Genomic DNA, 23,445 nt, shown 5'->3' with positions numbered 1-23,445 from the left:
ACCGGCCGGTTTCCCGCCCTCCACCAACACCCTCACCACCAGAAGCATCGACTTTTGGTACCGGCCAGGGCACGAAGGTAGACCATGACCGGCCACCTGCCAGCCCCCCCACCCGAGCGAGGGCTTTTCTGCAATCGCACCCTCAACATGAGGGCCATCAAAGCCATCGGTTATGACATGGATTACACGCTCATTCACTACAAAGTGGAAGCGTGGGAACAGCGAGCCTATGAGCATATGAGAAACCGGCTCGTGGCGCAGGGCTGGCCCGTGGGCCACCTGACGTTCGATCCGATGCTGGCCATGCGCGGCCTCATCATCGACACGGAGAAGGGAAACCTCCTCAAGGCCAACCGCTTCGGCTTCGTGAAGAAGGCCCTCCATGGCACCCGGCCCATGGACTTCGAGGCCCAGCGCAACGAGTACTCCGGCACCATCATCGACCTGGCCGACCGGCGCTGGGTGTTCCTCAATACCCTTTTCTCACTCTCCGAGGCGTGCCTCTACGCGCAGGTGGTGGACCTGCTGGATGCCGGCAAGCTGCCCGGTCCCATGGGCCCCATGGGCTACGGCGACGTCTACGAGCATGTGCGCCGCAGCCTGGACGCCACGCACATGGAGGGCGCGCTCAAGGCGGAGATCATCGCCGACCCGGGGCGCTACGTGCTGGCCGAGTCCGACACGGCGCTCGCGCTGCTGGACCAGAAGAACGCGGGCAAGAAGCTGCTGCTCATCACCAACAGCGAGTGGGCCTACACCCTGCCGATGATGCACGCCGCGTTCGACCCGTATCTCCCCCCGGGGATGACGTGGCGCGAGCTGTTCGACGTGGTCATCGTCAGCGCCCGCAAGCCCGAGTTCTTCACCACGCGCGCCTCGCTCTTCGAGGTGGTGACGGCGCCGGGACAGGAGGGCCTGCTGCGTCCGCACTCGGGGCCGCTCAAGCCGAGGACGCCCTACTTCGGCGGCAGCGCCACCGAGGTGGAGCGCTTCCTGGGCATGAGCGGGGATGAGATCCTCTACGTGGGCGACCACATGTTCGGTGACGTGCACGTGACGAAGAACGTGCTGCGCTGGCGCACCGCCCTCATCCTGCGCGAGCTGGAGGATGAGATCCGCGCCATCAGCGCCTTCCGGGGCACCGAGGCGCGGCTGGCCGAGCGGATGCAGCACAAGGAGCGCCTGGAAGCCGAGTCCTGCCAGGTGCGGCTGGAGCTGCAACGGCGGCGGCTGGGCTACGGTCCGCGCGAGCCCTCGCCCTCCGACGAGCAGCTGCATGCCCGCGCGCTCGAGCTGCGCACCCAGCTGGAGGCGCTCGACACGGAGATCGGCCCGATGGCCCGCGCCGCCAGCGAGCTGGCCAACCCCATCTGGGGCCTGCTGACCCGGGCGGGCAACGACAAGAGCCACCTGGCGCGCCAGGTGGAGCGCTACGCGGACATCTACACGTCGCGGGTGAGCAACTTCCTGTTCGCCACGCCCTTCGTGTACCTGCGCAGCCCGCGCGGCAGCCTGCCGCACGACCCGACCACCCCCGGCGGCACGCCCGTGTTCCCCGCCAGCGCCACCGGAGACACGAGCGCTCCCTGAGCCCCGAGGCCGCTGGGACTCCCCAGCGGCCTCCCCCTTCACCCGCCGGAAGGCCGTCCCGCGAGGGAGTGCGCCATCCGCTCCAGCACGCTCTCGAGCTGGGAGAGCTCGTAGGGCTTGGGCAGCAGCACGGCGCCCGGCACCGTGTCACCCACCGCGCCGCCATGGCCGGAGGCGATGATGACCCGGAGACCGGGACGCTGGCGGACGGCCTCGCGGGCCAGCTCCACTCCCGACATGCCGGGCAGGCTCACGTCCGTGAACAGCACGTCGATACCGTCGGAGGCGAGCACCTCCCGGGCCTCTTCCGCGCTCGGGACGGCGAGCACGCGGTGCCCGAGCACCTCCATCAACAGCTCGCAGACGGAGGACCGGATGGCCTCGTCATCCTCCACCAGGAGGATGCGCAGCTCCTCGCTCGCGAGCTCCGGCGCGCGTCCGGGACTGGCGTACTCCGGGGCGGCGGGAGCGGCCCGCGCGGCCATGCGCTGCTGGCGGTTGCGCAGCAGCTGGCGCAGCTTCCGGGCCAGGTCCTCCCTGCGGTAGGGCTTGCTCAGCAGGTTGACGCCGGGATCCAACCGGCCGCCGTGGACGATGGCGTTCTCCGTGTAGCCCGACGTGAAGAGCACCTCGAGGTCCGGCAGGAGCGCCTTGGCCTGCCTCGCGAGCTCCGGGCTGCGCACCGGACCGGGCATCACCACGTCGGTGAACAGCAGGTCCACCGGCAGGCCGCTCTGGATGACGGCCAACGCGCTCTGCCCGTCGGTGGCCTTGAGCACGCGATACCCGAGCTCCGTCAGCAGCTCCACCACGGTGGCGCGCACCCCGGCGTCGTCCTCGACCACCAGGATGGTCTCCGTGCCGCCCTCGACCGGACCCGAGGCGACCTCGGTGCGCTGCATCTCGGCCTGGAACGAGCGCGGCAGGTAGATCTTGATCGTCGTCCCGTGCCCGACCTCGCTGTAGATCTTGATGTGGCCGCCGGTCTGCTTGACGAAGCCATACACCATGCTCAAGCCCAGCCCCGTGCCACGGCCCTCGGGCTTGGTCGTGAAGAAGGGCTCGAAGACCCGCTCCATGATCTCCGGTGACATGCCACAGCCGGTGTCGGAGATGGCCAGCATCACGTACTGGCCGGCCGTGACATCCGAGTGGAGCTGGGCGTAGTGGTCATCGAGCATGGCGTTGCCGGCCTCGATGGTCAGCTTGCCCTCGCCCTCCATCGCGTCGCGGGCGTTGATCGCCAGGTTCAGGATGACGTTCTCCAGCTGGTTGGGATCGGCGAACGTGTTCCAGAGCCCCCCGGCGATGACCGTCTCGAGCTCGATGTCCTCGCCCAGGGCGCGTCGCAGCAGGTCATCCATGCCGCGCACCAGCCGCCCGATGTTGAGGGCCAGGGGCTCGAGCGGCTGCCGCCGCGCGAACGCGAGCAGCTGCGAGGCGAGCCGGGCCCCGCGCTCGACGGCGCCGACGGCGGTCTGCAAACGCCGCTGCGCCTGCTCGCTGCCGGCGACGTCCCGCTGCAGGAGCTGGAGATTGCCGCCGATGACCTGGAGCAGGTTGTTGAAGTCGTGCGCCACGCCGCCCGTGAGCTTGCCCACCGCCTCCATCTTCTGGGCCTGCCGCAACGCGGCCTCGGTCTGGCGCCGCTCGGCCTCGCTCTCCTCCAAGGCGCGGGTGCGCTCGCGGACCAGCTCCTCGAGGTGCTCGCGGTAGCGGCGCAGCTCGTCCTGGGCGTGCTTCTGCACGGTGACGTCGTTGCCCTGGGCGAAGATGCCGGAGATGGTCCCATCCGGCTCGATGATGGGCTGGTACACGAAGTCGACATACGCTTCCGTGAGCGTCGAACCGGGCTCCCGCTGCACGAGGAGCCGCTGTCCCCGGCCGACGAACGGCTCTCCCGTCGTGAACACCCGGTCGAGCAGCTCCAGGAAGCCCTGCCCCACGACCTCGGGAAGGGCGTCCCGGACCGGCTTGCCGAGGATCTCCCGGTGGCCGACGAGCTGGTAGTAGGAGGGGTTGACCAGCTCGAAGACATGATCCCGCCCCCGGAGGAAGGCCACGAACCCGGGCGCCTGTTCGAACAGCCGGCGGAGGTGACGGCGCTCGGCGTCCAGGTTCCTGTTGGCCTCCTGGACGAGCCGCGCGCGCTGGAGGACCCCCGCCTCTACCTGTTCCGAGGGAAGGGCCACATCCCGGGCGACCTCCGCGGCCCGCATGGCCTGCTTGAGCCGTTGCAGCTCGGTCACGTCCACGGTGTGCTGGAGGATGAAGGCCACCTCGCCCCGGTCATCCAGGAGCGGCGTATGGGTGGCACTCCAGTAGCGGTCCTCGGCGACCACCCCCCTGTCGGTCTGGCGGGGGACCCGGTAGGGGATGAGCGCCAGGATGTCCGGTACGCGCCCCTTCAGGACCCGGTCGAACGACTCCCGCAGCTGGCGCGCGCTGCTGTTGTTGGGATCGTTCGGGTCGTGGGGGAACGCCTCGAAGATGCTCCGCCCCAGGATGTCCTCGGCCCGGCTCGCCGTGACCCGCAGGTAGGCCTCGTTGGCCGCGACGTACCGCAGCTCCCGGTCCACCACCATGTAGGGATTGGGCGAGTGGTTGAAGAGCGTCTCGAAATCGATGGTGTCGGGCATTGTTGAATGTGGGCCGAAGCCCCTCCGCTCTCCTGCCTGTCACGGGCCCCTGAAGGGCCCGTGATTCCCAGGTACACAATCAATCGAGAGGAGGCGACACGAAATCCCAGCCCGGGCCCCGCCGGTGCCCGCCATCATCCTTCGCCTGACACCGCGCGTCCTATTGCGTGCGACGCCAGAGGTCCCTCAGGTCGGGCGAGAGGTTGCTCTCGACGTCCTCGGCCTCGCCCTCCGAGATGTGCTCGCGCAGTCCCTGGAAGACGGCGCGCACCAGGGGCTCCACCTCGGACACGTCCTTGCCCAGATCCTCCGCCACCACCCGCAGGAAGTCGTCCCGGTTCTTGCCGAAGGCGCGCACCGGCTTGTCCGCCCCCTCCTGGGGCAGGAACTCCAACAGCTTGCGCGGCAGCTGCGCCTTCAAATCCTTCGCCTCTCCTGGCTGGATGCGGTGCAGCAGGGCGTTGACGACCGACACCGCCGCACACTCGGCCACCCCGGATTCCAACTTCCCTACCTCGCACAGGTGCCTGATGAAGGCGGCGTAGGTGGAGCCGACGCGGGACAGGTGCCGCTTCTCGCTCCGGCTCAGGGGGGTTTCCTCTGGAATATCAGCCATTTCACGCTCCTCGGTGGCGTCTCCTGAAAGGTGGACATGCCCTGGAGGGAGGCGGCCATGGCTGATCGGAGGGCGGGCGGTGGGGAACGGGGGCCGGGGCCGCATGCCTGGTGAGCGAGCAGCCCACCTGGCTGATCAGCAAGGAATGTCAGACCCCTCTAGTATCAGTGGTGCCGTGAGCCACTCGACCACCAACGGCGCGTTGCGAGTCCTGGAGCAGGGCAATCTTCTCGACGGGGCGTATCTGGTGCCTAGCCTGAGCGGAACCGGAGGCAAGAAGAGGGCCCGCAAGAAGAAAGCGGCGCCGAAGCTGGGCTTCGTCGCGGCGCTGGCGCTGGCGGTGCAGCAGGGGCGGCAGCTCGCGAAGGAAGTGGGCAAGACGGCGCTGTCGCGCTGCCCGCGCTGTGGGCACGTGGGGCCGACGCAGCGGGACTTCGGCACGCGCATCATCCGGGGCGAGCGCCGGCCGCAGTCCTGGTGCCGCAGCTGCCGGAAGACGAACCTGCCGCCGCTCAAGGCCGTGCCGGAATCCTCGGGACGGGACGTGAAGGCCCCGCACGGGGAGACGGCCCCGGAGAAGCCCGAGAAGTCCCGCCGCGCCGCGGTCCGCGAGGACGGCTGGCTGTTCCCGCCGGAGATGCTGGGCGGCGGCGGCAAGCGCCGCAACTCCTGAGGCCTGGGGTCCGGGCAGCCGTCCGGGGCCTCCGTCCGCTCCCCCTGGGGATGACGACGGCGCCACACGCGCTCATTCCTCACGAGGCAAGGAGGGAGAGCACATGGCGGTTCGAACGGATACGGTGGGGATCAAGAACCTGCGTCAGGCGGACGTGCATGCGGCACAGTCCGGCCAGCAGACCAGCAAGGGGCGGCCCCTCCCCTTCCATGACGAGCTCCCGGCGCTGAGGCGCGAGCGGTTGCTGGCCCGAGCCCGGCTGGGCCCGGCCGCGGAGCCCCACCTGCCGAAGATTCCAAGGACGGTGGCGCCCGTGCGCGGGCGCAAGAAGCCCCCCAGCCAGATGCACATCAAGCGCAACGGCGGGTGAGCCCGCGGCAACAAAACGGGGACAGGCGCGATTCGCGGTCTATGCTGGGACCGAAATGAGTGACGCGCTGTTCTCCTCGGAAGTGGAACCGGCCGACACACGCTACCTGTGGCGGCTGTGGTTCGCGGACCTGCTGGACCTGGCCACCTCGGCGCTGGTGGGCTGGGGAGTGCTGCGCATGGTGGACGTGGAGCGCACGCGCGGCGCGCTGGTGGTGGCCGGCGTGGTGACATGGCTCCTGATGTCGCTGGCGAGCGGGCTGAGCGGGTGGACGTTGTGGCGGGGCCTGGTGGGCCTGCGGCTGGTGACGGATGGGAGCGCGCCGGGTGGGGCGCGGGGGCTCGGCCGGGCCTTCGTGGTGCCAGTGGACCTGGTCATCTCTCCCTTCCTCCAACGGCGGTATCTCGATCGCATCCTGAAGGTGCAGCCCGAGGCGGTGGCGCTGCTGTCCAAGCGCTGGCAGCGCGGCCTGGGCTGGCAGGTCTTCTGGCTGGTGATGGTGCTCGGGTCGGTGTGGTTCATCGTCATGCCCACCCGGCGCGAGGCCGTCACCTACCTGAAGCGGCTGGACGGGTGGCGCTGCTGCCACGCGAAGACGCCACCTTCGGCCTTCAAGTGCTCCACCTCGGTGTGGCGCGCGATGGGCGCGGCCGAGAGCGGCGACACGCAGGCCCAGGCCATCGTGGCGGACTGCCCCAGAGCCTCCGGCACGCTGGAGCGCTGAGCCGGAAGAGACCGGCACCCGAGCGAGCGGGGGGATGGAAAAACCGCCCGGGCGTCCTTACCTCCGAGTCAGGAGGCCAACACATGGCGGTCAGGACGCGGGAAGCAGGTACCAAGAACAAGAGGCGGGTGACGAGCGTCGACGAGACGCAGCCCAACCGGCAGGCCCAGGGGCTCAGCAGGGGACGCAAGACCGTGCCGCGAGACCAGGCCGCGGCCCTGCGCCGCCAGAAGCTGATGCGCAAGGCCACGCCCGGCCCCGCCATGACGGAGCCCGTCGGACACGGGCCCGCCACCACCGAGGTGCGGCCCGGAAAGAAGACCCTCACCCGGCGCAAGGCGAAGCGCGGCAACCTCGTGTAGCGCTCGCGCCCCACCTACCTCTCAAACCCGACAGTGATGGCCCGGCCCCCCTGGTCAATCGGGCCGGCCATCCCTACCTCACGCTGGGGAGGACCCATGCCAGAGAAAACCAAGCAGCTGCGCGCCAAACGTGCCAAGGCGAAGGGCACGACCATGACCGTGAAGGCCTCGGACATCGGCGACGTTCCCGCCGGCAAGAGCGCCCACGCCCTCAAGAAGAGCCGGGGCATCGCCGGCCGCACCCGCACCACCGAGCGCTCCGTCAGCCGCCGCCGTCCGCCAGGCGAGGGCAAGACGGCCCAGAGCCTCAAGCTTCCCATCCCGGAGACCGGGAGCTCCACCTCGCGCCGCAAGACGATTCCGGACGAGGCCGCCGCCCAGTACCGCCACGGAACACACCGGAAGACCGTCGCCGCCGAGTCCGCCGCCGCCTACCGCCGCGAGGAGCGCCCCAAGAATCCCCGCAACGAGGCGAAGCAGCGTCAGGAGGCTCGCAGCAAGCGCGGCTCGCCCGTGCAGGGCCGCAAGAAGGCCCCCAGCGAGATGGACATCACCCACAGCGGTGGCCCGCGCAAGCGCCTGCCCCTCCACGGCGGCTGAGCCACACGGCCCACACGAGCCACGCCAGCGCCCCCGGGCCTGGCGCTCCCGTGCAGCCCCCCGCCTCCTCGGGCGCGGGCGGCTGTGACTGGCCGCACGGCGTGAAGCACCGGCACGCGTCTTCGCCCTCGGGCTCCAGGCGCGCGCACACGCTCCCCGCTTCACAGTGGGCGTCCTCGGTGCAGAGCGCTCCGTAGTCCCCTTCCTGGAGCGCGGGCTGGAGGCAACGGCCCGGTCCGCCCTCCGTCACGGGGACACAGGCGAGCCCCGAGGGGCACTCGTCGTCCCGCGTGCACGCCGCCGTGCAGAGCGTCTCGAGCGCGAGCACCGGCCCCGTGGGCGGGAGGCGCTCGGCCAGGAAGGGGGCGATGAAGGACTCGAGCAGCGCGTCCACCCGGACGTTGAAGGCGTCCCTCCGGCACGCCACGTCGCCGCTCGCCGTGATGCCCACGAGCACCTCGCGCCCGTCCGAGCCTCGCACCAGCACCGGCCCCCCGCTGTCTCCCACGCAGCTCATCGCCGGCGACGGCCCCGCATGGAACGCTCCTGGATCCACCGACGTCACGCGGAGGGTTCCCTGTCTCCGCTCGCCCGATGGGGTGCTCGCGTCCTTCGTGTCGCCAAAACCCACCACTCGCGCTTCCCGCCCGGTTTCCAGCTCGCCCCAGCCCGGCTCGGGCAGGGGCAAGGGTGGCGCGTCCAGGGGTCGGGCGAGACGCAGCAGCGCCGCATCGAAGGTGTGGCTGGCACGGTCGTAGTCAGGGTGTTTCACTGCTCGTGCCACCCGGGCGAAATGGCCTCGCGGCTCGGGCTCGGGCAGCAGCCTCGCCCCGAGGAAGATTTCGTAGGCCCCCTCCGTACCGAAGATGTCCAGGCAGTGCGCCGCCGTCAGCACCACGTCCGGCGCGATCAGCGCCCCCGTGCACAGCAGCGTCAGGGGTTCTCCCGTGCACCTCGCCCGGCGCGCCAGCAACGCCACCACCGCCTCGTCATCCGGCGCGGATGTGCCTCCGACCACCGGGTTCTCTCGGGTGGATGGCGCGAAAGGCGCGGATTGGGTTGGTCCGCAGGCGCTCAGCGTCAACAGCGCCAGGAGGAGGACGGTGACTCCGTGACGACCCTCACCCCTGCCCTCTCCCAGAGGGAGAGGGTGATCGCAACCCGGGTTCATCCGGTACCCTCACCCCGTCCCTCTCCCGAAGGGAGAGGGGTTTTGCTCTCACTCGGCCTTCGCTTGCTCTTCCTGACGGGCCGCCTCCTTCAGCGCCTCCGTCTCCTCTCTCAGCTTTCCCAGCCTCGCCTGGTGCCGCGTGAGTTGGACCGCCAGCCGCCTCGCCTCCGTCTCGTCCCCTCGCGTCTGCGCCGCCTTCCGCTCCTGCTCCAGCCTCTCCACGTCCCGCCCCAACAGCTCCGTGACTCGCACCATCTTCTCGTGCCGCCATGCCGCCGTCTGCGGCTTCTCCGGCTCGATGGGGTCGTTCTCCTGCGGCAGGGGATTGGCCACCTCGGGCTCCGGCACCACGTCCCCAGGGCCAATCGGCACCACCGTCGCCCTCGGCCCCTCCCCCACCTGCGCCTGTGTCTCCAGCTTCACCGGCTCGGGCTTCGCCGCCGCGGTCACGGAAGGCACGGGCGCGGGCTCGGAGGCCGTGGACGTGGACACCGCCACGGACGGCGGCGGCTGCCGCGTCGAGGAGCCCGCTTCCGGCATGGGCCACAAGAAGCGCAGCGCCAGCGCGGACCCCAACAGCAGGCCCGCGGCGAGCGGTGGAACGAATCGGGACCGGTTGTTCATCGCTCGTCCATTCTCCCCCAAGAGGGGCCCACCGCGCCTTCACTCACAGGCGCAGCTTCCAGCCGTCCGGGTGCTCCTCCACCCGCAGGAGCATCGGCTGCTCGCGGACCCGTCCGTTCCGAGCCACCCGCGCGCGCACCATCACCGCGCTCGGGTCCCGCCCGTCCACCGTCGCGTCCACCACCTCCACCAGGGAGACTCCATGCTCGTTCAGCTCGTCCACCGTCGCCCGGCAGCCGTCCGACTCCTGGCCCACCAGCAACGGACCGAGCACCGCGCAGTCCCCCGCGGGCAGCGCCTCGAAGAAGCGCTGCACCGTGGCCCGCGCGGCCTCCGTCTTCCTCGTCTCCGAGGGTCTACATGCGAGGGCGGCCAGCAGGCCCAGCCACACCACGGCGCGCGGCACCGCCCTCACCCACCTGGAGCGTGTCATCAGTAGCAGTTGGGAGCGTACAGCTCGTCGTCGCTCGCGGAGGCGAACTGGTCGTCGCAGTAGGCGCTCGCCAGCGCATGGCCGTTGCGCACGCAGCCGTCGTGGTTGGTCGCATCCAGCGTGTACTGGGTGTCGCCACCGCAGCCACCACCGCAGCGGCCGAAGCAGCTGCCCTGCACCTTCGGGCGGCTCCAGTGGTCCGGCTCGCCGCACACCCACGAGCCGCCGCTCATGTAGTACTCGTCACCGCTGCACGTGGCGTGGTTGCCCAGCTGGGCGATCTGCTGGTTGATGGTGGCGTCGAAGCCGCCATGCTGGCAGTCGTGCTTGGCGTACGAGTACCAGTTGAAGCTGCCTCCGCAGCTGCCCGTGTAGCTGCCATTGCACTTCGCGTAGCTGCACAGCATCGTGTAGCCGCGCCCCTGCTCGCCCATCACCGTGCGCTGCAGCTCCACGGTGCTCGGGTGCTCGGACCACAGGCCCACCGCGCGCCGCAGGTACTTCGCCTCGGGCGACGCCGCGTCACTGGCCGGCAGCTGCGCGTTGAGCGCCGCGTACAGGCCCGTCAGCAGCTCGCGGTCCCCGTCCAGCATCTGCGTGTCCAGACCGCTCTCCTCCGCGAACCCGTCCAGCGATGACACGCCGTTGGCCGCGTCCACCAGGCCCGTCAGCGTCATCCCGTTCTGCCGCAGCTCGATGCGGTAGACCCCCTCCTCCACCGAACGCGAGGAGAAGCCCACCTCGGTGCCTCCCTGCACGTAGCGGCCGGACACCACCCCGGCCTCCTGCTTCAGCTCCAGCCCGTCCGTCTTCATCCCTTCGTCCGTGCGATTCGGCTCGCCGCCCTGCCCACCGCAACCCCACAGCACCATCGCCGCGACTGCTCCGAGTACCTTCCGCATAGGCGCGTATCCCCTTGTGTCCCAAAATTCCAAGAAGCAAAGAATTCAAGAAGAATCCGGATGTAGCGGAACTCTTACATTCCAGCAAGTCGAGACGCGTCAATCCGTCGGGGTCCGGCGGCGAAACAGGGGGAGCGCCCCGGAGGCACGAGCCAGGCCCGTGATGCCCTCGGGGAGGGACTCGTGGGCGCCGATGGCCAGCAGCCCCCCGGGCTCCAATCGCTCCAACAGGCGCGCCAGCACCTCGCGCTGCACGGGCGGCGCGAAGTAGGTGAAGGCCACGTTGCGGCAGAGCACCAGGTGGAAGGGGCCCTCGGGCATGCGCTGGCGCAGATCCTCCAGGCGGAAGTCGAGCCCCTCGCGGTACTCGGGCCGCAGGCACAGCAGGTCTTCCCGCGGCGAGAAGGCCCGGTCCACCCACGCGGAGGGCAGCTCCCGCAACGTGGCGCGCCGGTAGCAGCCCTCCCGCGCGCGCTCCAGGAGCGAGGCGTCCGCGTCGGTGGCCACCAGCTCCAGGCGAAAGTCCGGGAAGCGCGGCCCCAGGCCCAGCCGGAAGAGGACGGAGACGGTGTAGGGCTCCTCGCCCGAGGCGCACCCGGCGCTCCACACGCGCAGCACGGACCCGCCCCGGGCCCGTGCGGCCTCCAGCACCTCGGGGAGGAGCGACTCGCGCAGGGCGTCGAAGACCCCCTGGTCCCGGTAGAAGCGGGAGATGGTGACGCGGCACAGCGCATCGAGCACGGCGCGCTCGGCCGGATCTCCCTCCAGCCGCTCGAGGTAGGCGACCAGCCCCGGCACCCCGAGCGCCTTCATCCTCCGGCCGACGCGCTTGCACACCTGTCCTCGCACACGGCGGAAACCCTCGTAGCGCAAGCCCAGACGAGGCGCGGCCCAGCGCAGCAACTCCAGACACTCGGCATCCGTCACGCGGCACCTCCCGGCCCTTGCTCCCCGCGTCATCCCGTCCCCCGGTCGGTCGGAGCGGGGCCGACAGGAGAGCAGGTTCCCCGAGCCCGGAAGTCACCAGTCGGAGACGGCTGTTCATGGTCCGACGCGCACACCATCCGCCCGGACAGGAGATTTGCACCGGCGTCCACCTTCACTGTTGAGGCATCGGCGGGCAACCCCCACCCTGGCCCGACGGGAGCCGGCGCTGGCCGGCAGGAGTCAGTCATGGCTGGAAACGGCAAGCGGGCATGCGGACGTCTGTGTCTGTTCCTCATGGTGTCCGTGCTCACGGGTTGCGGCGCGGGCGGAGACCCCCTGTCCGAAGGCTCCTTCGGCGAAGACCTCGATTCGCAGACGGCCGACAAGCGTCGTCAGCCCGGAGGCGAGACGCGGTGGGTGCGCACGGTGCGGAGCGCGGGAGGGAGCGACGCGCCGGTGGCCATCACGCATGACCGGCAGGACAACGTCATCACCGTGGGCAATCACCTCACGCCCATCGATTTCGGACATGGCCCCCTGGGCACTCCCTCGGGGACGTCCGTCCTCGTCGTGTCGAAGTACTCGCCGGGCGGCGAGTTGCTGTGGATCCGCCTCCTCGAAGCGCCCGCGCGCGCGGGAGTGAAGCCGTACGTGCGGGCCCAGGCGCTCACGGCCGACAGGCAGGGGAACCTCTTCCTCACGGGCCAGCAGAGCGGCGGGTTGGACCTCGGCGGAGGACCGCTGCCGGCCGGCGCGTTCCTCGCGCGGTTGGACCCGGGGGGACATCCGCGCTGGGGCCGGGCCCTGCCCACCAGCGCCACGGAGCTGGCCGTGGACACGTGGGGCGACATCACCCTCTCGGGCGTGCTGTCGGGCCAGGTGGACTTCGGCAATGGTCCGGTCTCGGGCACCGGCAATCCCTACCTCGTCCAGTACGGACCCGAGGGCCGGTTGCGCTGGGTCTTCGTCGACTCCGCGCGCGGCGTCCCGATGGACCTCGCGCAGGATGACACGGGAGACCTCTACCTGGCGGGCGGTCAGTTCGTCCCACCCTCGCCGCTCCTCACGCCCTTCCTCACCCGCATCAGCTCCGAGGGCAAGCATCGGTGGACGCGGCGGCTCGACGGAGCCTCGGGGCTGGCCATGAGCGTGGCGGCCCAGGGCGGCCAGGTGGTGGTGTCCGGCTACTTCACGGGAAGCTTCGTCTTCCGCCAGGAGAGGCTCTCCGCGCCCACGAGCCGCGGCCTGGTGCTCGCGTACGAGCGGGACGGTGACGAGCGCTGGGGCTTCCTGCTCGGCACCACCTGGGGGCTGGTGGAGATGGACCAGGACGCGGGCATGGTGGTGGCCGGCCGCTACACGGGAGGCGAGGACTTCGGCCTGGGACTCGGCGCGCTCGCGGGCTACCCGGGCGCGACCAACCTGTACATGTTGCGGCTCCAGCGCCCCACGGGGAAGCTCCAGTGGTTCCACGGCTACCCCTCCGCCGCGACGCTGCCGGTGGACCTCTCCGTGTCACGCCACGGAGAGGGTGCGCTCGTTGGCACCTTCCGGGCCCCGGTGGACCTCGGCACCGGCCCGCTGACTCCGGGCCCGGGCACCAACACCTTCGTCCTCCAGTTGGAGCGCTGAAGACGGAGCGGAGGTCAGTCGAGGAACCGGCGCTCCCAACGGCGCCTGTCCTCCGGGCGGAATCGATTCTCGTACATGGGCCCTTCGTAGAACCAGGGCTCCAGCACTCGCGCCAGCTCGCGGTAGGCGGGAAGCGTTCGGCCCTGCTCGGTATCACCCGCGTCCGGCCACTCACCCAGCGTCACCACCACCCGCTCGCCGTCCAACTCCTGCACCGTGGTGCCCGGTGAGCGCAGCCGCGCGCGCAATGCATCCGCGCCGCCCAGTTCTCCCAGTACTGGCTGACCCAGGAACGTCAGCCACGAGGGGCCTCGTACCCGCGTGCCGATGTTGTACGAGTAGGACGCCACGTCGGGGATGTCCATGCCCGGGTAGCGGAAGCACCGGTCCTGGATCTCCTTCGTCACTCCCACCACGTCGTTCGGACCCAGGAAGGCCAGTCCGCCGTTGCCGGAGCAGAAAGGCAGGGGAGCCGCCAGTTCCAGCGCCAGCGCCCGCACCCGCCCGGGTCCCTGCTCCTCCAGGTACTCCGTGGGCAGCCAGAACGACGCAACGCATGCATGCTTGTCCGAACTTCTCCATTTGGGGTCGTCGAGTCGCCTGCCGTAGTACTCGAAACGGTACCGCTCCGGACCACTCGTTCTGATGTCGCTCAAGATGATGCGAGGCCAGGGGTCCTCCAGCAGATTTCGCCGGGTGAGAGCCCAACCCGCGGCGTCGAGTTCCTGGTAATCCCCTTCGTCGTCCACGTAGAAGCCGAGATTCTCCACGCCCACCGCTTCCAGGTAGGTATCCAGCGAGCGCATCACCGCCCGCGTCATCTGCGTGTGCGGTCGGCGCATGTAGAAGTCCAGCCGCAAGCCCTCGAATATCCAGTATCCGTGGGACTCCGTACGGAGGCGGATTCTCGGGTAACGCTCGCTCACCAGAAGACTCCTTTTCGGGGACCGATGATTTCGACCTCGGCGGGCCCGAAGGCCTCTTTGTAGATATTGCCTTGGAGCTCACCCGCATAGCGGTGTCGCGGAGACAGGCATTCTACGGTGCGGCGAACCGCTCACGCGCATGCCCCACCGTGACACGTGGCATGCCCAACACAGGGCACACGGCTTCCCTCCCCCGCCCCGCGCATTCCCACGCATCCGACGAGTCTCCGACACGGGCTCGTCCCGCCATCGGAGCTCTCCGTATCCGGTCCGACGGAGACACTGCTTGGTGGAGAAATTGCTCCGGATTCCGCTCGAGCCCCCGTGAGGAGGAGATCCGACGTGAACAAGATGGACTCACGCGGCTGGCGAATGGCGCTGGCGGGCGCGGCCTGCGCACTGTTGCTCGCCAGCTGTACCAATAAAGAATCGCGAGCCAAGGAGACGCCCACCGATCCGGCGGACCCGGATCAAACGCCCCCGGAGTGTCAGGGGCCGAGAGACCCCGGCCGCGTCACCCTGCACCGGCTCAACCGCGCCGAGTACGACAACACCGTGAGGGACCTGCTCGGGGACACCACGCGCCCCTCGCGGGACTTCCCCGCGGACGACCACGGCTACGGCTTCGACAACAACGCGGACGTGCTCAGCCTGGGGCCGCTGCTGATGGAGAAGTACTCGGCCGCGGCGGAGAAGCTGGTGGAGGCCACCTGGAAGCAGGACGCCTCCCGCACCCCCCCCTTGGTGCGCGTCTGCGCGCCGGACCCGGCGGACCCGCTCCCCTGTGGACGACAGATACTGGAGCGCTTCGCCCGCCGCGCCTGGCGCCGGCCAGTCACCTCCACCGAGGTGGACCGGCTCACGGGATTCCTCTCGCTGGCGAAGCAGCAAGGAGACGGCTTCGACGCGGGCATGAAGCTGGCGCTGCGGGCGGTGCTCCTCTCGCCGCACTTCCTCTACCGCGTGGAGCTGGATCCCCACCCGGCCTCGATGGAGCCGCACCGGCTGAACGATTACGAGCTGGCCAGCCGGCTCTCCTACTTCCTGTGGAGCAGCATGCCGGACGAAGCGCTCCTGGCGGCGGCCGACGCGGGCGCCCTGCAGACGCCGGAGCACCTGGAGCAACAGGTGCGCCGGATGCTCGCGGACCCGAAGGCGGAGGCGCTGGTGGACAACTTCGCCGGGCAGTGGCTGTACACGCGCGCGCTCGACTCCTTCCACCCGGATCCGCTCCTCTACCCGTTCGACGACGGGCTGCGCGAGGCCATGCGCCAGGAGACCCAGCTCGTCTTCCGCGAGTTCCTCCTCGGAGACCACCCCGCGCGCGACCTCGTGGACGCGGACTTCACCTATGTGAATGACACACTCGCCCAGCACTACGGCCTTCCCAAGCCGGGCACCCAGGAGATGCGGCGCGTGAGCCTCGCCGGACACCCCGAGCGTTCGGGCCTGCTGGGCCAGGGCTCCATCCTCGCCGTCACCTCGCACCCGGACCGGACCTCGCCCGTGAAGCGCGGGCTCTGGGTGCTGGAGCAGCTCATGTGCAAGGCACCGCCGCCGCCACCTCCCAACGTGGAGGGCCTGCCGCCCGCGGTGGACCCGAAGATGAGCATCAAGCAGCGCATGGCGCGGCACCGCAGCGACCCGACGTGCTCGGGGTGCCACAGCATGATGGACCCCATCGGCTACGGGATGGAGAACTTCAACGTGGTGGGCGCGTGGCGGCTGAAGGAAGAGGTGAGCGGCGCCCAGGTGGACCCGAGCGGAGACCTGCCCGGAGACGTCCACTTCAAGGACGGCGTGGAGCTGCGCGCCATCCTCAAGGCGGACCCGGAGCTGGACGTCTGCATCGCCCAGCACCTGCTCGCCTACGGGCTGGGGCGCGGGCCGATGGACGCGGACGCCTGCACGCTGCGGAGCGTCTCCAAGACGGCCGAGGCACGCGGCGGCCGGCTGTCGGACCTCATCCTCGCCATCACGCAGAGCCAGTCCTTCACCTGGCGGCGCGGTGAGGCGGAGGACACGAACGAGGGGAGTGCGCCATGAAGGACTTCAAGCTGTCACGGCGGACGTTGCTCCGGGGCCTGGGCACGCTGATGGCGCTGCCGGTGCTGGAGCAGATGGTGCCCTCGGTGGCGCGGGCGGCGGAGCCCGGAGCCGCGCCTCGCCGCCTGGCCGTCTTCTACGTGCCCTGCGGCATCTACATGCCCAACTGGACACCGAGGGGCACGGGGCGCGACTGGGCGTTGTCGCCCACGCTGCAACCCCTGGCCCCGGTGAAGGACGACGTGCTGGTGCTCTCCGGGCTGTCACACGAGCCGGGGCGGCCGGACCAGTTCGGTCACCACGCGGCGGGCACGGGCGCCTTCCTCTCCTGCGTGAAGATCCACAAGGCGAGCCACGAGAGCGACGTGCGCGCCGGCGTCTCCATGGATCAGATCGCCGCCAGGGCCCTGCGCTCGCACACGCGGCTGCCCTCGCTGGAGCTGGGCAACGACGGAGGCGATGGAACGGGCTCGTGCGATGCCAACTTCAGCTGCGCCTACGCGCGCAACATCGCCTGGGCCGCGCCCACCTCGCCCGTGGCCAAGGACACCCACCCGCGCTCGGTGTTCGACCGGCTCTTCGCGGGCTTCGACCCGGACGCCACCCGGGCGCAGCTCGAGAAGCGCAAGGCCTACGAGCAGAGCATCCTGGACTTCGTGCGCGAGGACGCACAGGCCCTGAAGCAGAAGCTGGGGACGAGGGACCGGCGGAAGCTGGACGAGTACTTCACCAGCGTGCGCGAGCTGGAGTTGCGCGTGGAGGCGCTCGACCAGCAGGCCCCCACGTGCTCCAAGGGCCCCCGGCCCGAGAACACCGAGGACGTGCGCCAGAAGACGAAGGTGATGTGCGATCTGATGGTGCTCGCCTTCCAGTGCGACCTGACCCGGGTGGCGACCTTCATGCTGGGCAATGGGCGAAGCGACCGGGTGTATGACTTCCTCGGGCTGACGAGCGGACACCACACGTACTCGCACCACCAGCACGTCCCGGAGAACCACGCCGCGCTGGCGAAGATCGACCGGTGGGAGGTGGAGCAGTTCTCCTACCTGCTGCAGCGGATGAAGTCCGTGCAGGAGGGGGATGCCACGCTCCTGGACAACTCGCTGGTGTACTTCGGCAGCGAGGTGGCGGACGGCAACTCGCACGGGCACTCGGACATGCCGGTGCTGCTCGCGGGGCGGGGCGGGGGCACGGTGACGCCGGGGCGGCACGTGCGCTACGGCGGCAAGCCGGTCGCCAACCTCTTCATCTCGATGCTGCAATCCGTGGGTGTGAACGTGAACGGCTTCGGTGACGACGGCTCGGCCCCCCTGCCCAACCTGAAGCAGTGAGGCCCGCTCCCCGGACCGGAGAGCGAGCGCCGCGTCGCTTGGAGACTCACGCGCTCCGCGCCCGGTGGAAGGTTATCCACGAAGCAAGCCCGCTTCACGGGGACCGGGGGGACGCGCGATGCATGAGGTTCACATCCCCGAGGCCGAGCAGGACTTCCTGCCCGAGTATGACGCCTCGCTCGCTGGCGAGGACCGCGAGGACTTCGAGGACTCGCTCCTGGGTGCGGTGTCCCGGAGCGACGAGTGGCCCCTGCGCATCCCCCATCCCGGGCAGCGGCTGGGCGGCCTGGATGGCCGGCGGTTCGAGATCATCGAGGAGCTGGGTGGAGGGGCGATGGGCCGGGTGTTCCGCGCCTGGGACGAGGAGCTGCAGCGAAGGGTGGCGCTCAAGTTCCTGCTCCCGCGCGAGGCCCCGGCCGGAGAGGCGCCCGCCACGCGGCTGAAGCAGGAGGCCCGGGCCGTGGCGCGGCTCGACCACGAGAACATCGTCCGTGTCTTCGACGTGGCCGAGTGGAGCGGGGAGCCCTGGGAGCCCCGCGTCCCCTTCATCGTCATGGAGTGTCTGGAGGGCGAGTCCCTCGCCTCGCTGCTGTGGCGCGAGCGGCCGGACCTGCACCGCACTCTGGGCATCATGTCCGCCGTGGCCGCCGGTCTGGCGCACGCCCACGCGCACCAGGTCATCCACCGGGACCTCAAGCCCAGCAACGTCATCATCACCCGCGAGGGCTGCGCGAAGCTGCTCGACTTCGGGCTGGCGTACCTCGTGGCTCCGCGCTCGCCGCTCGTCCCCTTCCTGCCCACGGCGGGCACGCCCGCGTACATGGCGCCGGAGCAGTGGCGCGGAGAGCCGCAGGACGAGCGCACCGACCTCTGGGCCGCGGGCGTCATGCTGTACGAGCTGCTCACCGGCGAGCTGCCCTACCCCATGGTCTCGCTCGAGGAGATGCGCGCCCGGGTGCTCTCCGCCGAGCCGGTGCCCTCGGTGCGCACGCGGCGCCCCGAGCTGCCCGAGGAGGTGGAGCGGCTCGTGGCCGCCCTGCTGACCAAGGCCCCCGGGCAACGGCTGCGCAGCGCCGCCGAGCTCCGGGAGCGGCTGCGCGGGCTGGAAGAGGAGCTCGGCCCCTGGCGCGAGCCCACCCGGCCCGTGCTCCCCCAGCGCCGGCACGTGACGCTGGTGTCCTTGTGGCTCTCGGGCCTCGCCGGGCAGCTCGACCCCGAGGACGCCAGCGAGTTGCAGGCGGCCTTCCACCAGGCCTGCGCGGAGCTGCTGCGCGAGCAGCAGGGCACCGTCGCGCTCTCCGTCGGCAACGAGGTGCTCGCCTGCTTCGGCTACCCCACGGCCCACGAGGACGACTCGGTGCGCGCGGTGCACGCGGCGCTCCAGATGACCCAGGCCCTCCCGGGGCGGCTCCCCCAGTTGGCCCGCTTCGGACTCTCCGTGGCGGCGGGCATTCACACGGACCTGGTGGTGTTCGACGGGGGCTCGCTGCAGGGCGAGGCCCCACGCGTCGCCGCCTGGCTGGCGCGGCGGGCCGATCCCGGCACGGTGGTGCTCGGCGATGCCACGTGGAAGCTGGTGCGCGGCGCCTTCGACACCGTGTCCCTCGGCCGCCACGCCGTCGAGGCGCTGTCGGGCAACCTGTGCGTGGAGCTCCGCCGCGTGGTGCGAGAGCACAAGTCGGTGTGCCGGTTCGAGCGGGCCCTCTCGGCCGGCCTGAGCCCGCTGGTGGGACGCGAGCGGGAGCTGGCGCGACTGCGGAGCCTCTGGGAGCGAGCCCGATGGGGCGAGGGCGCCTTCGCGCTGATCAGCGGCGAGGCGGGCGTCGGCAAGTCCCGCCTCACCCAGGAACTGCATGACGAAGTGCCTCCGGAGTCGAGCCACCGCCTGCTCTGCCAATGCTGGTCGCAGCTCAGCCATACCGCCTTCCATCCGCTCATCGAGATGCTGCGGCGCTTCTTCCAGCTCGAGCCGGAGGCCCCCGCCGCCGAGGAGCCACGCGGGTTGGAGGAGCGGCTGGCGGGGCTCGGCATGGAGCCGGAGCACGTGGAGCAGCTCGCGGAGCTCCTCGCACGGCCCATGGCGGAGAGCACTCCGGCGGTCCTCCTGTCCGCGCTGGAGCAGCAGCGCGAGCGCAAGCGGAAGATGCTCGAGGCCCTCCAGTCCCTGCTGTTGCACGTGGCGGAGCAGCGGCCCCTGCTCCTCATCGTCGAGGATCTGCACTGGGCCGACCCCTCCACGCTGGAGCTGCTCGGCCTGCTGCTCGAGCACGTCCAGGAGGCGAGGATGCTCGTCCTCCTCACCACCCGCCCCGAGCTGCGGCCCTCCTGGCCGGCACGTCCGTGGTCGCACCGGCTCGTGCTCGACCGATTGCAGACAGCCCCCACGGAGACCCTGGTGCGGTGGATGGCCGGGAGCCGGGAGCTGCCGGAGGAGACGGTCCATCAGCTCGCGGCGAAGACGGACGGCGTCCCGCTCTTCGTGGAGGAGATGACGCGCATGGTGCTCGAGCAGGGGCCCGGGGGGCTCCTGTCCACCATCCCCGCCACCCTGAACGAGCTGCTGCTGGCCCGGCTGGATGCGCTTCCCCCGCGACAGAAGTCCCTGGCGCAGCTGTGCGCGGTGGTGGGACGCGACTTCGACCTGGCCCTGCTCTCGCGTATCTCGGCGCGGGACGAGGACTCACTGCGGCGGGGCGTCGAGGAGCTGGTCTCGGCGAGGCTGCTCCGGCGGCGCGAGGAGGGCGACGGGGCCGGGTACCAGTTCCGGCATGCGCTCCTCCAGGAAGCCGCCTACCAGTCCCTGCCTCGCGGCCTGCGGCGGCAGCATCACCGGCGCATCGCCCAGGCCCTGCTGGAGCACTTCCCCGGACGGGTGGACTCCCGGCCCGAGGTACTCGCCCACCACCGCACGGAGGCGGGTGACACCGTGGCGGCCATCCAGGCGTGGAAGCGGGCCGCGGAGCTCGCCCTCCTGCGCCCGGCCATCGAGGAGACGGTCTCGCACCTGAAGCAGGCCCTGCGGCTGATGAAGGGCCTGCCGGACACGCCCGAGCGCCGCGCCGGGGAGCTGGAGCTGCTCAATGTGCTCGGCATGATGCTGGCCGACTCCCAGGGGTTCGACTCCCCCGAGCTGGAGCGGACCTATGCCCGGGAGCTGGAGCTGTACCGTCAGCTGGAGAAGGAGCAGGAGACTCCGCAGCACGTTCTCCTCTGGATGGGGCTGTGCAACTACTTCCTCTTGAGGGCGGAGTACCAGAAGGTGTCGGAGCTCGCCGAGGAGCTCGTCGCGCCAGGACCCCGGCGGCGGGGGCCGCAGATGCTCGCCCAGGGCTACCGGACGCTGGGGGTCCTGGCCCTCCATCGCGGCACCACCCAGCAGGCCCTGGAGCACTTCGAGCGGCAGCGACAGCTCATGGAGGCCAGTGGCGGGCTGCGCGTGGACTTCGTCCAGGACATGTGGATCGACCAGAGGGTGGATGCCTGGGTGCTCCTGGCCATCACCCACTCGCTGCGAGGTGAGCTGCGGGAGGCCCGGCGATGTGGCCGCGAGGCGCTCGAGCTGCTCCGCGGACGATGTCCGCCCAATACCCTGGCATATGGCCTGACCTTCCTGGCCCTTGGCAATCAGAACCGCCAGGAGGTGCGGAGTGCCCTGGAGCTGCTCGACGGGAATCCCGCCGTCCTCTCGACCCCCGTCAGACCCGTGCAGGCTCTCGCGAAGGTGGTTCACGGCTGGGCTCTGGCCAGGCTGGGGCGAGGGCGGGAGGGACTCGAGGAGCTGCGAGGCGGTGTGGAGCTCGCTCGGTTCCTGGCGGTCAGGCTGCTCCTGCCCTACGTCCTGGACATGTTGGCGGAAACGCACCTCGCCCTGGGACAGGAGCAGGAAGGGCTGGCCACCGTGGACGAGGCACTCCGGGAGGTGGAGAAGATGGGCGGACACTTCTTCGCGCCCGAGCTGCACCGGCTCCGAGGGGAGCTGCTCCGGAAGACGGGCCGGGAGGACGAGGCGCTGCGCTGCTTCCTCCGGGCGAGGGCGCTGGCCCACCGGCACGAGGCGGGCCTGGGGCTCTTCGAGCTGCGGGCCACGGTGAGCCTGGGCCGTCAGCTGAAGGAGCGGGGCTGTCCGGAGCGGGCCCGGAGGAGACTGGAGCGAATCCTCTCCCGGCTCGAACCGGACCCCGACTCGGTGGACCTGCGGGAGGCGCGCGAGCTGCTCGACGCGTGAACCTCAACCGCGCGCCGAGAGCACCTCCAACAACAGGCGCGCGGCGAGCTTGGCGGTGCGCTGGTTCTCGTCGTGGGGCGGGGAGAGCTCCATCAGGTCGGCGCCGATGAGCCGGGGGTCGGCGGAGACGGTGCGGATGACGTCGATCATCTCGCGCGAGGACAGGCCGCCCACGCCCACGGCGCTGACACCCGGGGCGACGGCGGCATCGGCGGCGTCGATATCGACGCTGAGGTAGAGGGCATCCGCGTCGCGCATGACGTGGGTCAGGGCGTCGCGGGCGATGGCGGCGGCACCGCGCTCGGCGACGTCCTCGACGGAGTAGACGTGCACCCCCTGCTCGCGGACCCAGGAGAGGTAGTACCGGGAGTTGGCGAAGCGGCGGATGCCGATCATCGCGGTGCGCGAGCCGGTGAGGATGGAGGTCTCCAGGGCGCGGCGGAAGGGAGTGCCGCTGGAGAGCGAGGCGGCGTCGTCATACTCACGGACATCCAGGTGGGCATCGAGCGTGACGAGCGCGAGACGCAGACCGGGGCGAGCGGCGGCGAGCCCGCGGAGGAGCGAGCCGGTGATGCCATGGTCACCGCCGATGAAGAACGGGCGGGCGCCGGTGGAGAAGAGATTCCGGGAGGCCTCCTCGATGCGGGCATGGGCCTTGGAGGCGTTCATGGAGGAGAGGGCGAGGTCTCCCATGTCCACGATGTCGGCGAGCTCGCGCTGACCATCGAAGGAGCCATAGGAGGAGAGGGCCTCGCGGAGGGCCTTGGGACCGAAGCGGGCACCAGGGCGGGACGGGATGCCGCCGTCATAGGGGAGACCGAGGACGACGGTGCGATCGCGAAGCGAAGCACCGGGCGTGAAGGGGAGAAGGAGGGAGGAGGCGCGAGGGTCGCGGGGGTCCGAGGCCGGACGAAGGCCGGCGAGAGGGTCATGAGGAGTATCCACGGTCATCTCCGTGTCTATATCCCCTCTCCCTCCGGGAGAGGGTCGGGGTGAGGGTATCGAGCCCCTCGGGTTGCATCCTTGGCACGAATCGCCCCTGTATCGAAGAGTTGCAGCAAAAGGAGCCGACCATGAACACGAGGAAGTTCCGCCTGCTCGCCCTGTCGCTGACCAGCCTGGCGGCGGGAGGGGTGGGGAGTGGGAGCAGCGAAGCGGCCACGAAGACCGGGAAGACCAGCGGCGCCAACACGCAGTTGGCGGCGGACATGGTGTCCGCGCACAACGAGGCGAGGGCGAGCGCGAAGCCGGCGCCGAAGCCAGCACTGCCGCCGCTCACGTGGTCCGAGGACGCGGCGAAGGTGGCGAGGGCGTGGGCGAGCCCGTGCAGGTTCGAGCACAACCCGAACCGGGGCAAGCACGGGGAGAACCTGGCCGCGGCGGCGCCGCCGGGTTCGAAGACGAACAAGGGGGCGGTGAAGGACTGGGCGGCGGAGGTAGCGGACTACACGTACGCGAGCAACAAGTGCGCGCCGGGGAAGATGTGCGGGCACTACACGCAGGTGGTGTGGCGCAACACGACGCAGGTGGGGTGCGCGACGGTCACCTGCACGAAGAACTCGCCCTTTGGCGCGCAGTTCCCCAAGTGGCAGCTCTGGGTGTGCAACTACGCGCCGCCGGGCAACGTCGTGGGGCAGAAGCCGTACTGACCCAC

At 70.4% G+C, this 23,445-nt stretch carries 20 protein-coding genes; 11 read left to right on the top strand and 9 right to left on the bottom strand.

Going from position 1 to position 23,445, the window contains the following annotated elements:
- Positions 1-84: 84 nt before the first annotated feature.
- The gene (locus JRI60_RS03860; RefSeq protein ID WP_204224518.1) at positions 85-1,590 is read left to right on the top strand and encodes an HAD-IG family 5'-nucleotidase; all 1,506 of its coding nucleotides are present in this window, start codon (positions 85-87) and stop codon (positions 1,588-1,590) included.
- Positions 1,591-1,628: 38 nt separating this feature from the next.
- Here JRI60_RS03860 and JRI60_RS03855 read toward each other — a convergent pair whose 3' ends face one another.
- On the bottom strand, positions 1,629-4,229 hold the full coding sequence (locus JRI60_RS03855; RefSeq protein ID WP_204224517.1) for a response regulator: 2,601 nt from the start codon (positions 4,227-4,229) through the stop codon (positions 1,629-1,631).
- A gap of 160 nt (positions 4,230-4,389) precedes the next feature.
- Entirely contained in the window at positions 4,390-4,845 is a 456-nt protein-coding gene (locus JRI60_RS03850; protein ID WP_204224516.1) for a DUF2267 domain-containing protein, read from the bottom strand.
- Between the two features lie 175 nt (positions 4,846-5,020).
- Between JRI60_RS03850 and JRI60_RS03845 the strand changes: the two genes are divergently transcribed.
- The 5 genes from JRI60_RS03845 (at position 5,021) to JRI60_RS53000 (ending at position 7,574) form a co-directional block, all read left to right on the top strand.
- On the top strand, positions 5,021-5,518 hold the full coding sequence (locus JRI60_RS03845; RefSeq protein ID WP_204224515.1) for a hypothetical protein: 498 nt from the start codon (positions 5,021-5,023) through the stop codon (positions 5,516-5,518).
- Positions 5,519-5,621: 103 nt separating this feature from the next.
- Positions 5,622-5,888 carry a hypothetical protein gene (locus JRI60_RS03840; RefSeq protein ID WP_204224514.1) on the top strand — a complete coding sequence of 89 codons (267 nt, stop codon included), beginning with the start codon at positions 5,622-5,624 and terminating at the stop codon, positions 5,886-5,888.
- Positions 5,889-5,943: 55 nt separating this feature from the next.
- A complete protein-coding gene (locus JRI60_RS03835) occupies positions 5,944-6,612 on the top strand; it encodes a hypothetical protein (protein ID WP_204224513.1) in 669 nt (222 codons plus the stop codon).
- Positions 6,613-6,695: 83 nt separating this feature from the next.
- Positions 6,696-6,974 carry a hypothetical protein gene (locus JRI60_RS03830; RefSeq protein WP_204224512.1) on the top strand — a complete coding sequence of 93 codons (279 nt, stop codon included), beginning with the start codon at positions 6,696-6,698 and terminating at the stop codon, positions 6,972-6,974.
- A gap of 96 nt (positions 6,975-7,070) precedes the next feature.
- On the top strand, positions 7,071-7,574 hold the full coding sequence (locus tag JRI60_RS53000) for a hypothetical protein (protein WP_239470332.1): 504 nt from the start codon (positions 7,071-7,073) through the stop codon (positions 7,572-7,574).
- On the opposite strand, the gene JRI60_RS03820 is transcribed toward JRI60_RS53000, so the two are convergent.
- From JRI60_RS03820 to JRI60_RS03800, 5 genes are all read right to left on the bottom strand, one after another.
- The gene (locus JRI60_RS03820) at positions 7,525-8,592 is read right to left on the bottom strand and encodes a S1 family peptidase (protein ID WP_239470331.1); all 1,068 of its coding nucleotides are present in this window, start codon (positions 8,590-8,592) and stop codon (positions 7,525-7,527) included. The two genes, JRI60_RS53000 and JRI60_RS03820, sit on opposite strands and share 50 nt — an antisense overlap.
- A gap of 201 nt (positions 8,593-8,793) precedes the next feature.
- Positions 8,794-9,369: a hypothetical protein gene (locus JRI60_RS03815; protein WP_204224510.1), complete on the bottom strand. Its 576-nt coding sequence runs from the start codon at positions 9,367-9,369 to the stop codon at positions 8,794-8,796.
- Between the two features lie 43 nt (positions 9,370-9,412).
- Positions 9,413-9,802 (bottom strand): hypothetical protein, encoded by a 390-nt coding sequence (locus tag JRI60_RS03810; protein WP_204224509.1) that lies wholly within the window; start codon positions 9,800-9,802, stop codon positions 9,413-9,415.
- On the bottom strand, positions 9,802-10,704 hold the full coding sequence (locus JRI60_RS03805) for a hypothetical protein (RefSeq protein ID WP_204224508.1): 903 nt from the start codon (positions 10,702-10,704) through the stop codon (positions 9,802-9,804). The genes JRI60_RS03810 and JRI60_RS03805 overlap by 1 nt, the downstream gene beginning before the upstream one ends.
- 99 nt (positions 10,705-10,803) lie before the next feature.
- A complete protein-coding gene (locus JRI60_RS03800; RefSeq protein ID WP_204224507.1) occupies positions 10,804-11,631 on the bottom strand; it encodes a CheR family methyltransferase in 828 nt (275 codons plus the stop codon).
- A gap of 246 nt (positions 11,632-11,877) precedes the next feature.
- Here JRI60_RS03800 and JRI60_RS03795 point away from each other — a divergent pair, with 246 nt between their 5' ends.
- Complete coding sequence (locus JRI60_RS03795) at positions 11,878-13,263, top strand: hypothetical protein (RefSeq protein WP_204224506.1); 1,386 nt, start codon at positions 11,878-11,880, stop codon at positions 13,261-13,263.
- Positions 13,264-13,277: 14 nt separating this feature from the next.
- On the opposite strand, the gene JRI60_RS03790 is transcribed toward JRI60_RS03795, so the two are convergent.
- Entirely contained in the window at positions 13,278-14,189 is a 912-nt protein-coding gene (locus JRI60_RS03790) for a DUF3396 domain-containing protein (protein WP_204224505.1), read from the bottom strand.
- 351 nt (positions 14,190-14,540) lie between these two features.
- Here JRI60_RS03790 and JRI60_RS03785 point away from each other — a divergent pair, with 351 nt between their 5' ends.
- The 3 genes from JRI60_RS03785 to JRI60_RS03775 all read left to right on the top strand — a co-directional run bounded on the left by JRI60_RS03785 (position 14,541) and on the right by JRI60_RS03775 (position 21,791).
- The gene (locus tag JRI60_RS03785) at positions 14,541-16,235 is read left to right on the top strand and encodes a DUF1592 domain-containing protein (protein ID WP_204228717.1); all 1,695 of its coding nucleotides are present in this window, start codon (positions 14,541-14,543) and stop codon (positions 16,233-16,235) included.
- Complete coding sequence (locus JRI60_RS03780) at positions 16,232-17,566, top strand: DUF1552 domain-containing protein (RefSeq protein WP_204224504.1); 1,335 nt, start codon at positions 16,232-16,234, stop codon at positions 17,564-17,566. Before JRI60_RS03785 ends, JRI60_RS03780 begins: the two co-directional genes overlap by 4 nt.
- 118 nt (positions 17,567-17,684) lie before the next feature.
- Complete coding sequence (locus JRI60_RS03775) at positions 17,685-21,791, top strand: protein kinase domain-containing protein (protein ID WP_204224503.1); 4,107 nt, start codon at positions 17,685-17,687, stop codon at positions 21,789-21,791.
- 3 nt (positions 21,792-21,794) lie between these two features.
- Here JRI60_RS03775 and JRI60_RS03770 read toward each other — a convergent pair whose 3' ends face one another.
- Positions 21,795-22,736 (bottom strand): agmatinase family protein, encoded by a 942-nt coding sequence (locus tag JRI60_RS03770; RefSeq protein WP_204224502.1) that lies wholly within the window; start codon positions 22,734-22,736, stop codon positions 21,795-21,797.
- 128 nt (positions 22,737-22,864) lie between these two features.
- Between JRI60_RS03770 and JRI60_RS03765 the strand changes: the two genes are divergently transcribed.
- A complete protein-coding gene (locus JRI60_RS03765) occupies positions 22,865-23,440 on the top strand; it encodes a CAP domain-containing protein (RefSeq protein ID WP_204224501.1) in 576 nt (191 codons plus the stop codon).
- The last annotated feature ends 5 nt before the right edge of the window (positions 23,441-23,445 follow it).

Source organism: Archangium violaceum (genome assembly GCF_016887565.1).
In the GTDB taxonomy this organism is placed as follows: Bacteria; Myxococcota; Myxococcia; order Myxococcales; family Myxococcaceae; genus Archangium; species Archangium violaceum_B.
This window is presented reverse-complemented; position numbering and strand designations above follow the sequence as displayed.

Bases quoted from the DNA above. Each gene is read 5' to 3' on its own strand.
- JRI60_RS03830 (WP_204224512.1), top strand. From the start codon at position 6,696: ATGGCGGTCAGGACGCGGGAAGCAGGTACCAAGAACAAGAGGCGGGTG.
- JRI60_RS03860 (WP_204224518.1), top strand. From the start codon at position 85: ATGACCGGCCACCTGCCAGCCCCCCCACCCGAGCGAGGGCTTTTCTGC.
- JRI60_RS03835 (WP_204224513.1), top strand. From the start codon at position 5,944: ATGAGTGACGCGCTGTTCTCCTCGGAAGTGGAACCGGCCGACACACGC.
- JRI60_RS03850 (WP_204224516.1), bottom strand. From the start codon at position 4,845: ATGGCTGATATTCCAGAGGAAACCCCCCTGAGCCGGAGCGAGAAGCGG.
- JRI60_RS03780 (WP_204224504.1), top strand. From the start codon at position 16,232: ATGAAGGACTTCAAGCTGTCACGGCGGACGTTGCTCCGGGGCCTGGGC.
- JRI60_RS03775 (WP_204224503.1), top strand. From the start codon at position 17,685: ATGCATGAGGTTCACATCCCCGAGGCCGAGCAGGACTTCCTGCCCGAG.
- JRI60_RS03765 (WP_204224501.1), top strand. From the start codon at position 22,865: ATGAACACGAGGAAGTTCCGCCTGCTCGCCCTGTCGCTGACCAGCCTG.
- JRI60_RS03805 (WP_204224508.1), bottom strand. From the start codon at position 10,704: ATGCGGAAGGTACTCGGAGCAGTCGCGGCGATGGTGCTGTGGGGTTGC.
- JRI60_RS03810 (WP_204224509.1), bottom strand. From the start codon at position 9,802: ATGACACGCTCCAGGTGGGTGAGGGCGGTGCCGCGCGCCGTGGTGTGG.
- JRI60_RS03785 (WP_204228717.1), top strand. From the start codon at position 14,541: ATGGACTCACGCGGCTGGCGAATGGCGCTGGCGGGCGCGGCCTGCGCA.
- JRI60_RS03795 (WP_204224506.1), top strand. From the start codon at position 11,878: ATGGCTGGAAACGGCAAGCGGGCATGCGGACGTCTGTGTCTGTTCCTC.
- JRI60_RS03855 (WP_204224517.1), bottom strand. From the start codon at position 4,229: ATGCCCGACACCATCGATTTCGAGACGCTCTTCAACCACTCGCCCAAT.
- JRI60_RS03815 (WP_204224510.1), bottom strand. From the start codon at position 9,369: ATGAACAACCGGTCCCGATTCGTTCCACCGCTCGCCGCGGGCCTGCTG.
- JRI60_RS03840 (WP_204224514.1), top strand. From the start codon at position 5,622: ATGGCGGTTCGAACGGATACGGTGGGGATCAAGAACCTGCGTCAGGCG.
- JRI60_RS53000 (WP_239470332.1), top strand. From the start codon at position 7,071: ATGCCAGAGAAAACCAAGCAGCTGCGCGCCAAACGTGCCAAGGCGAAG.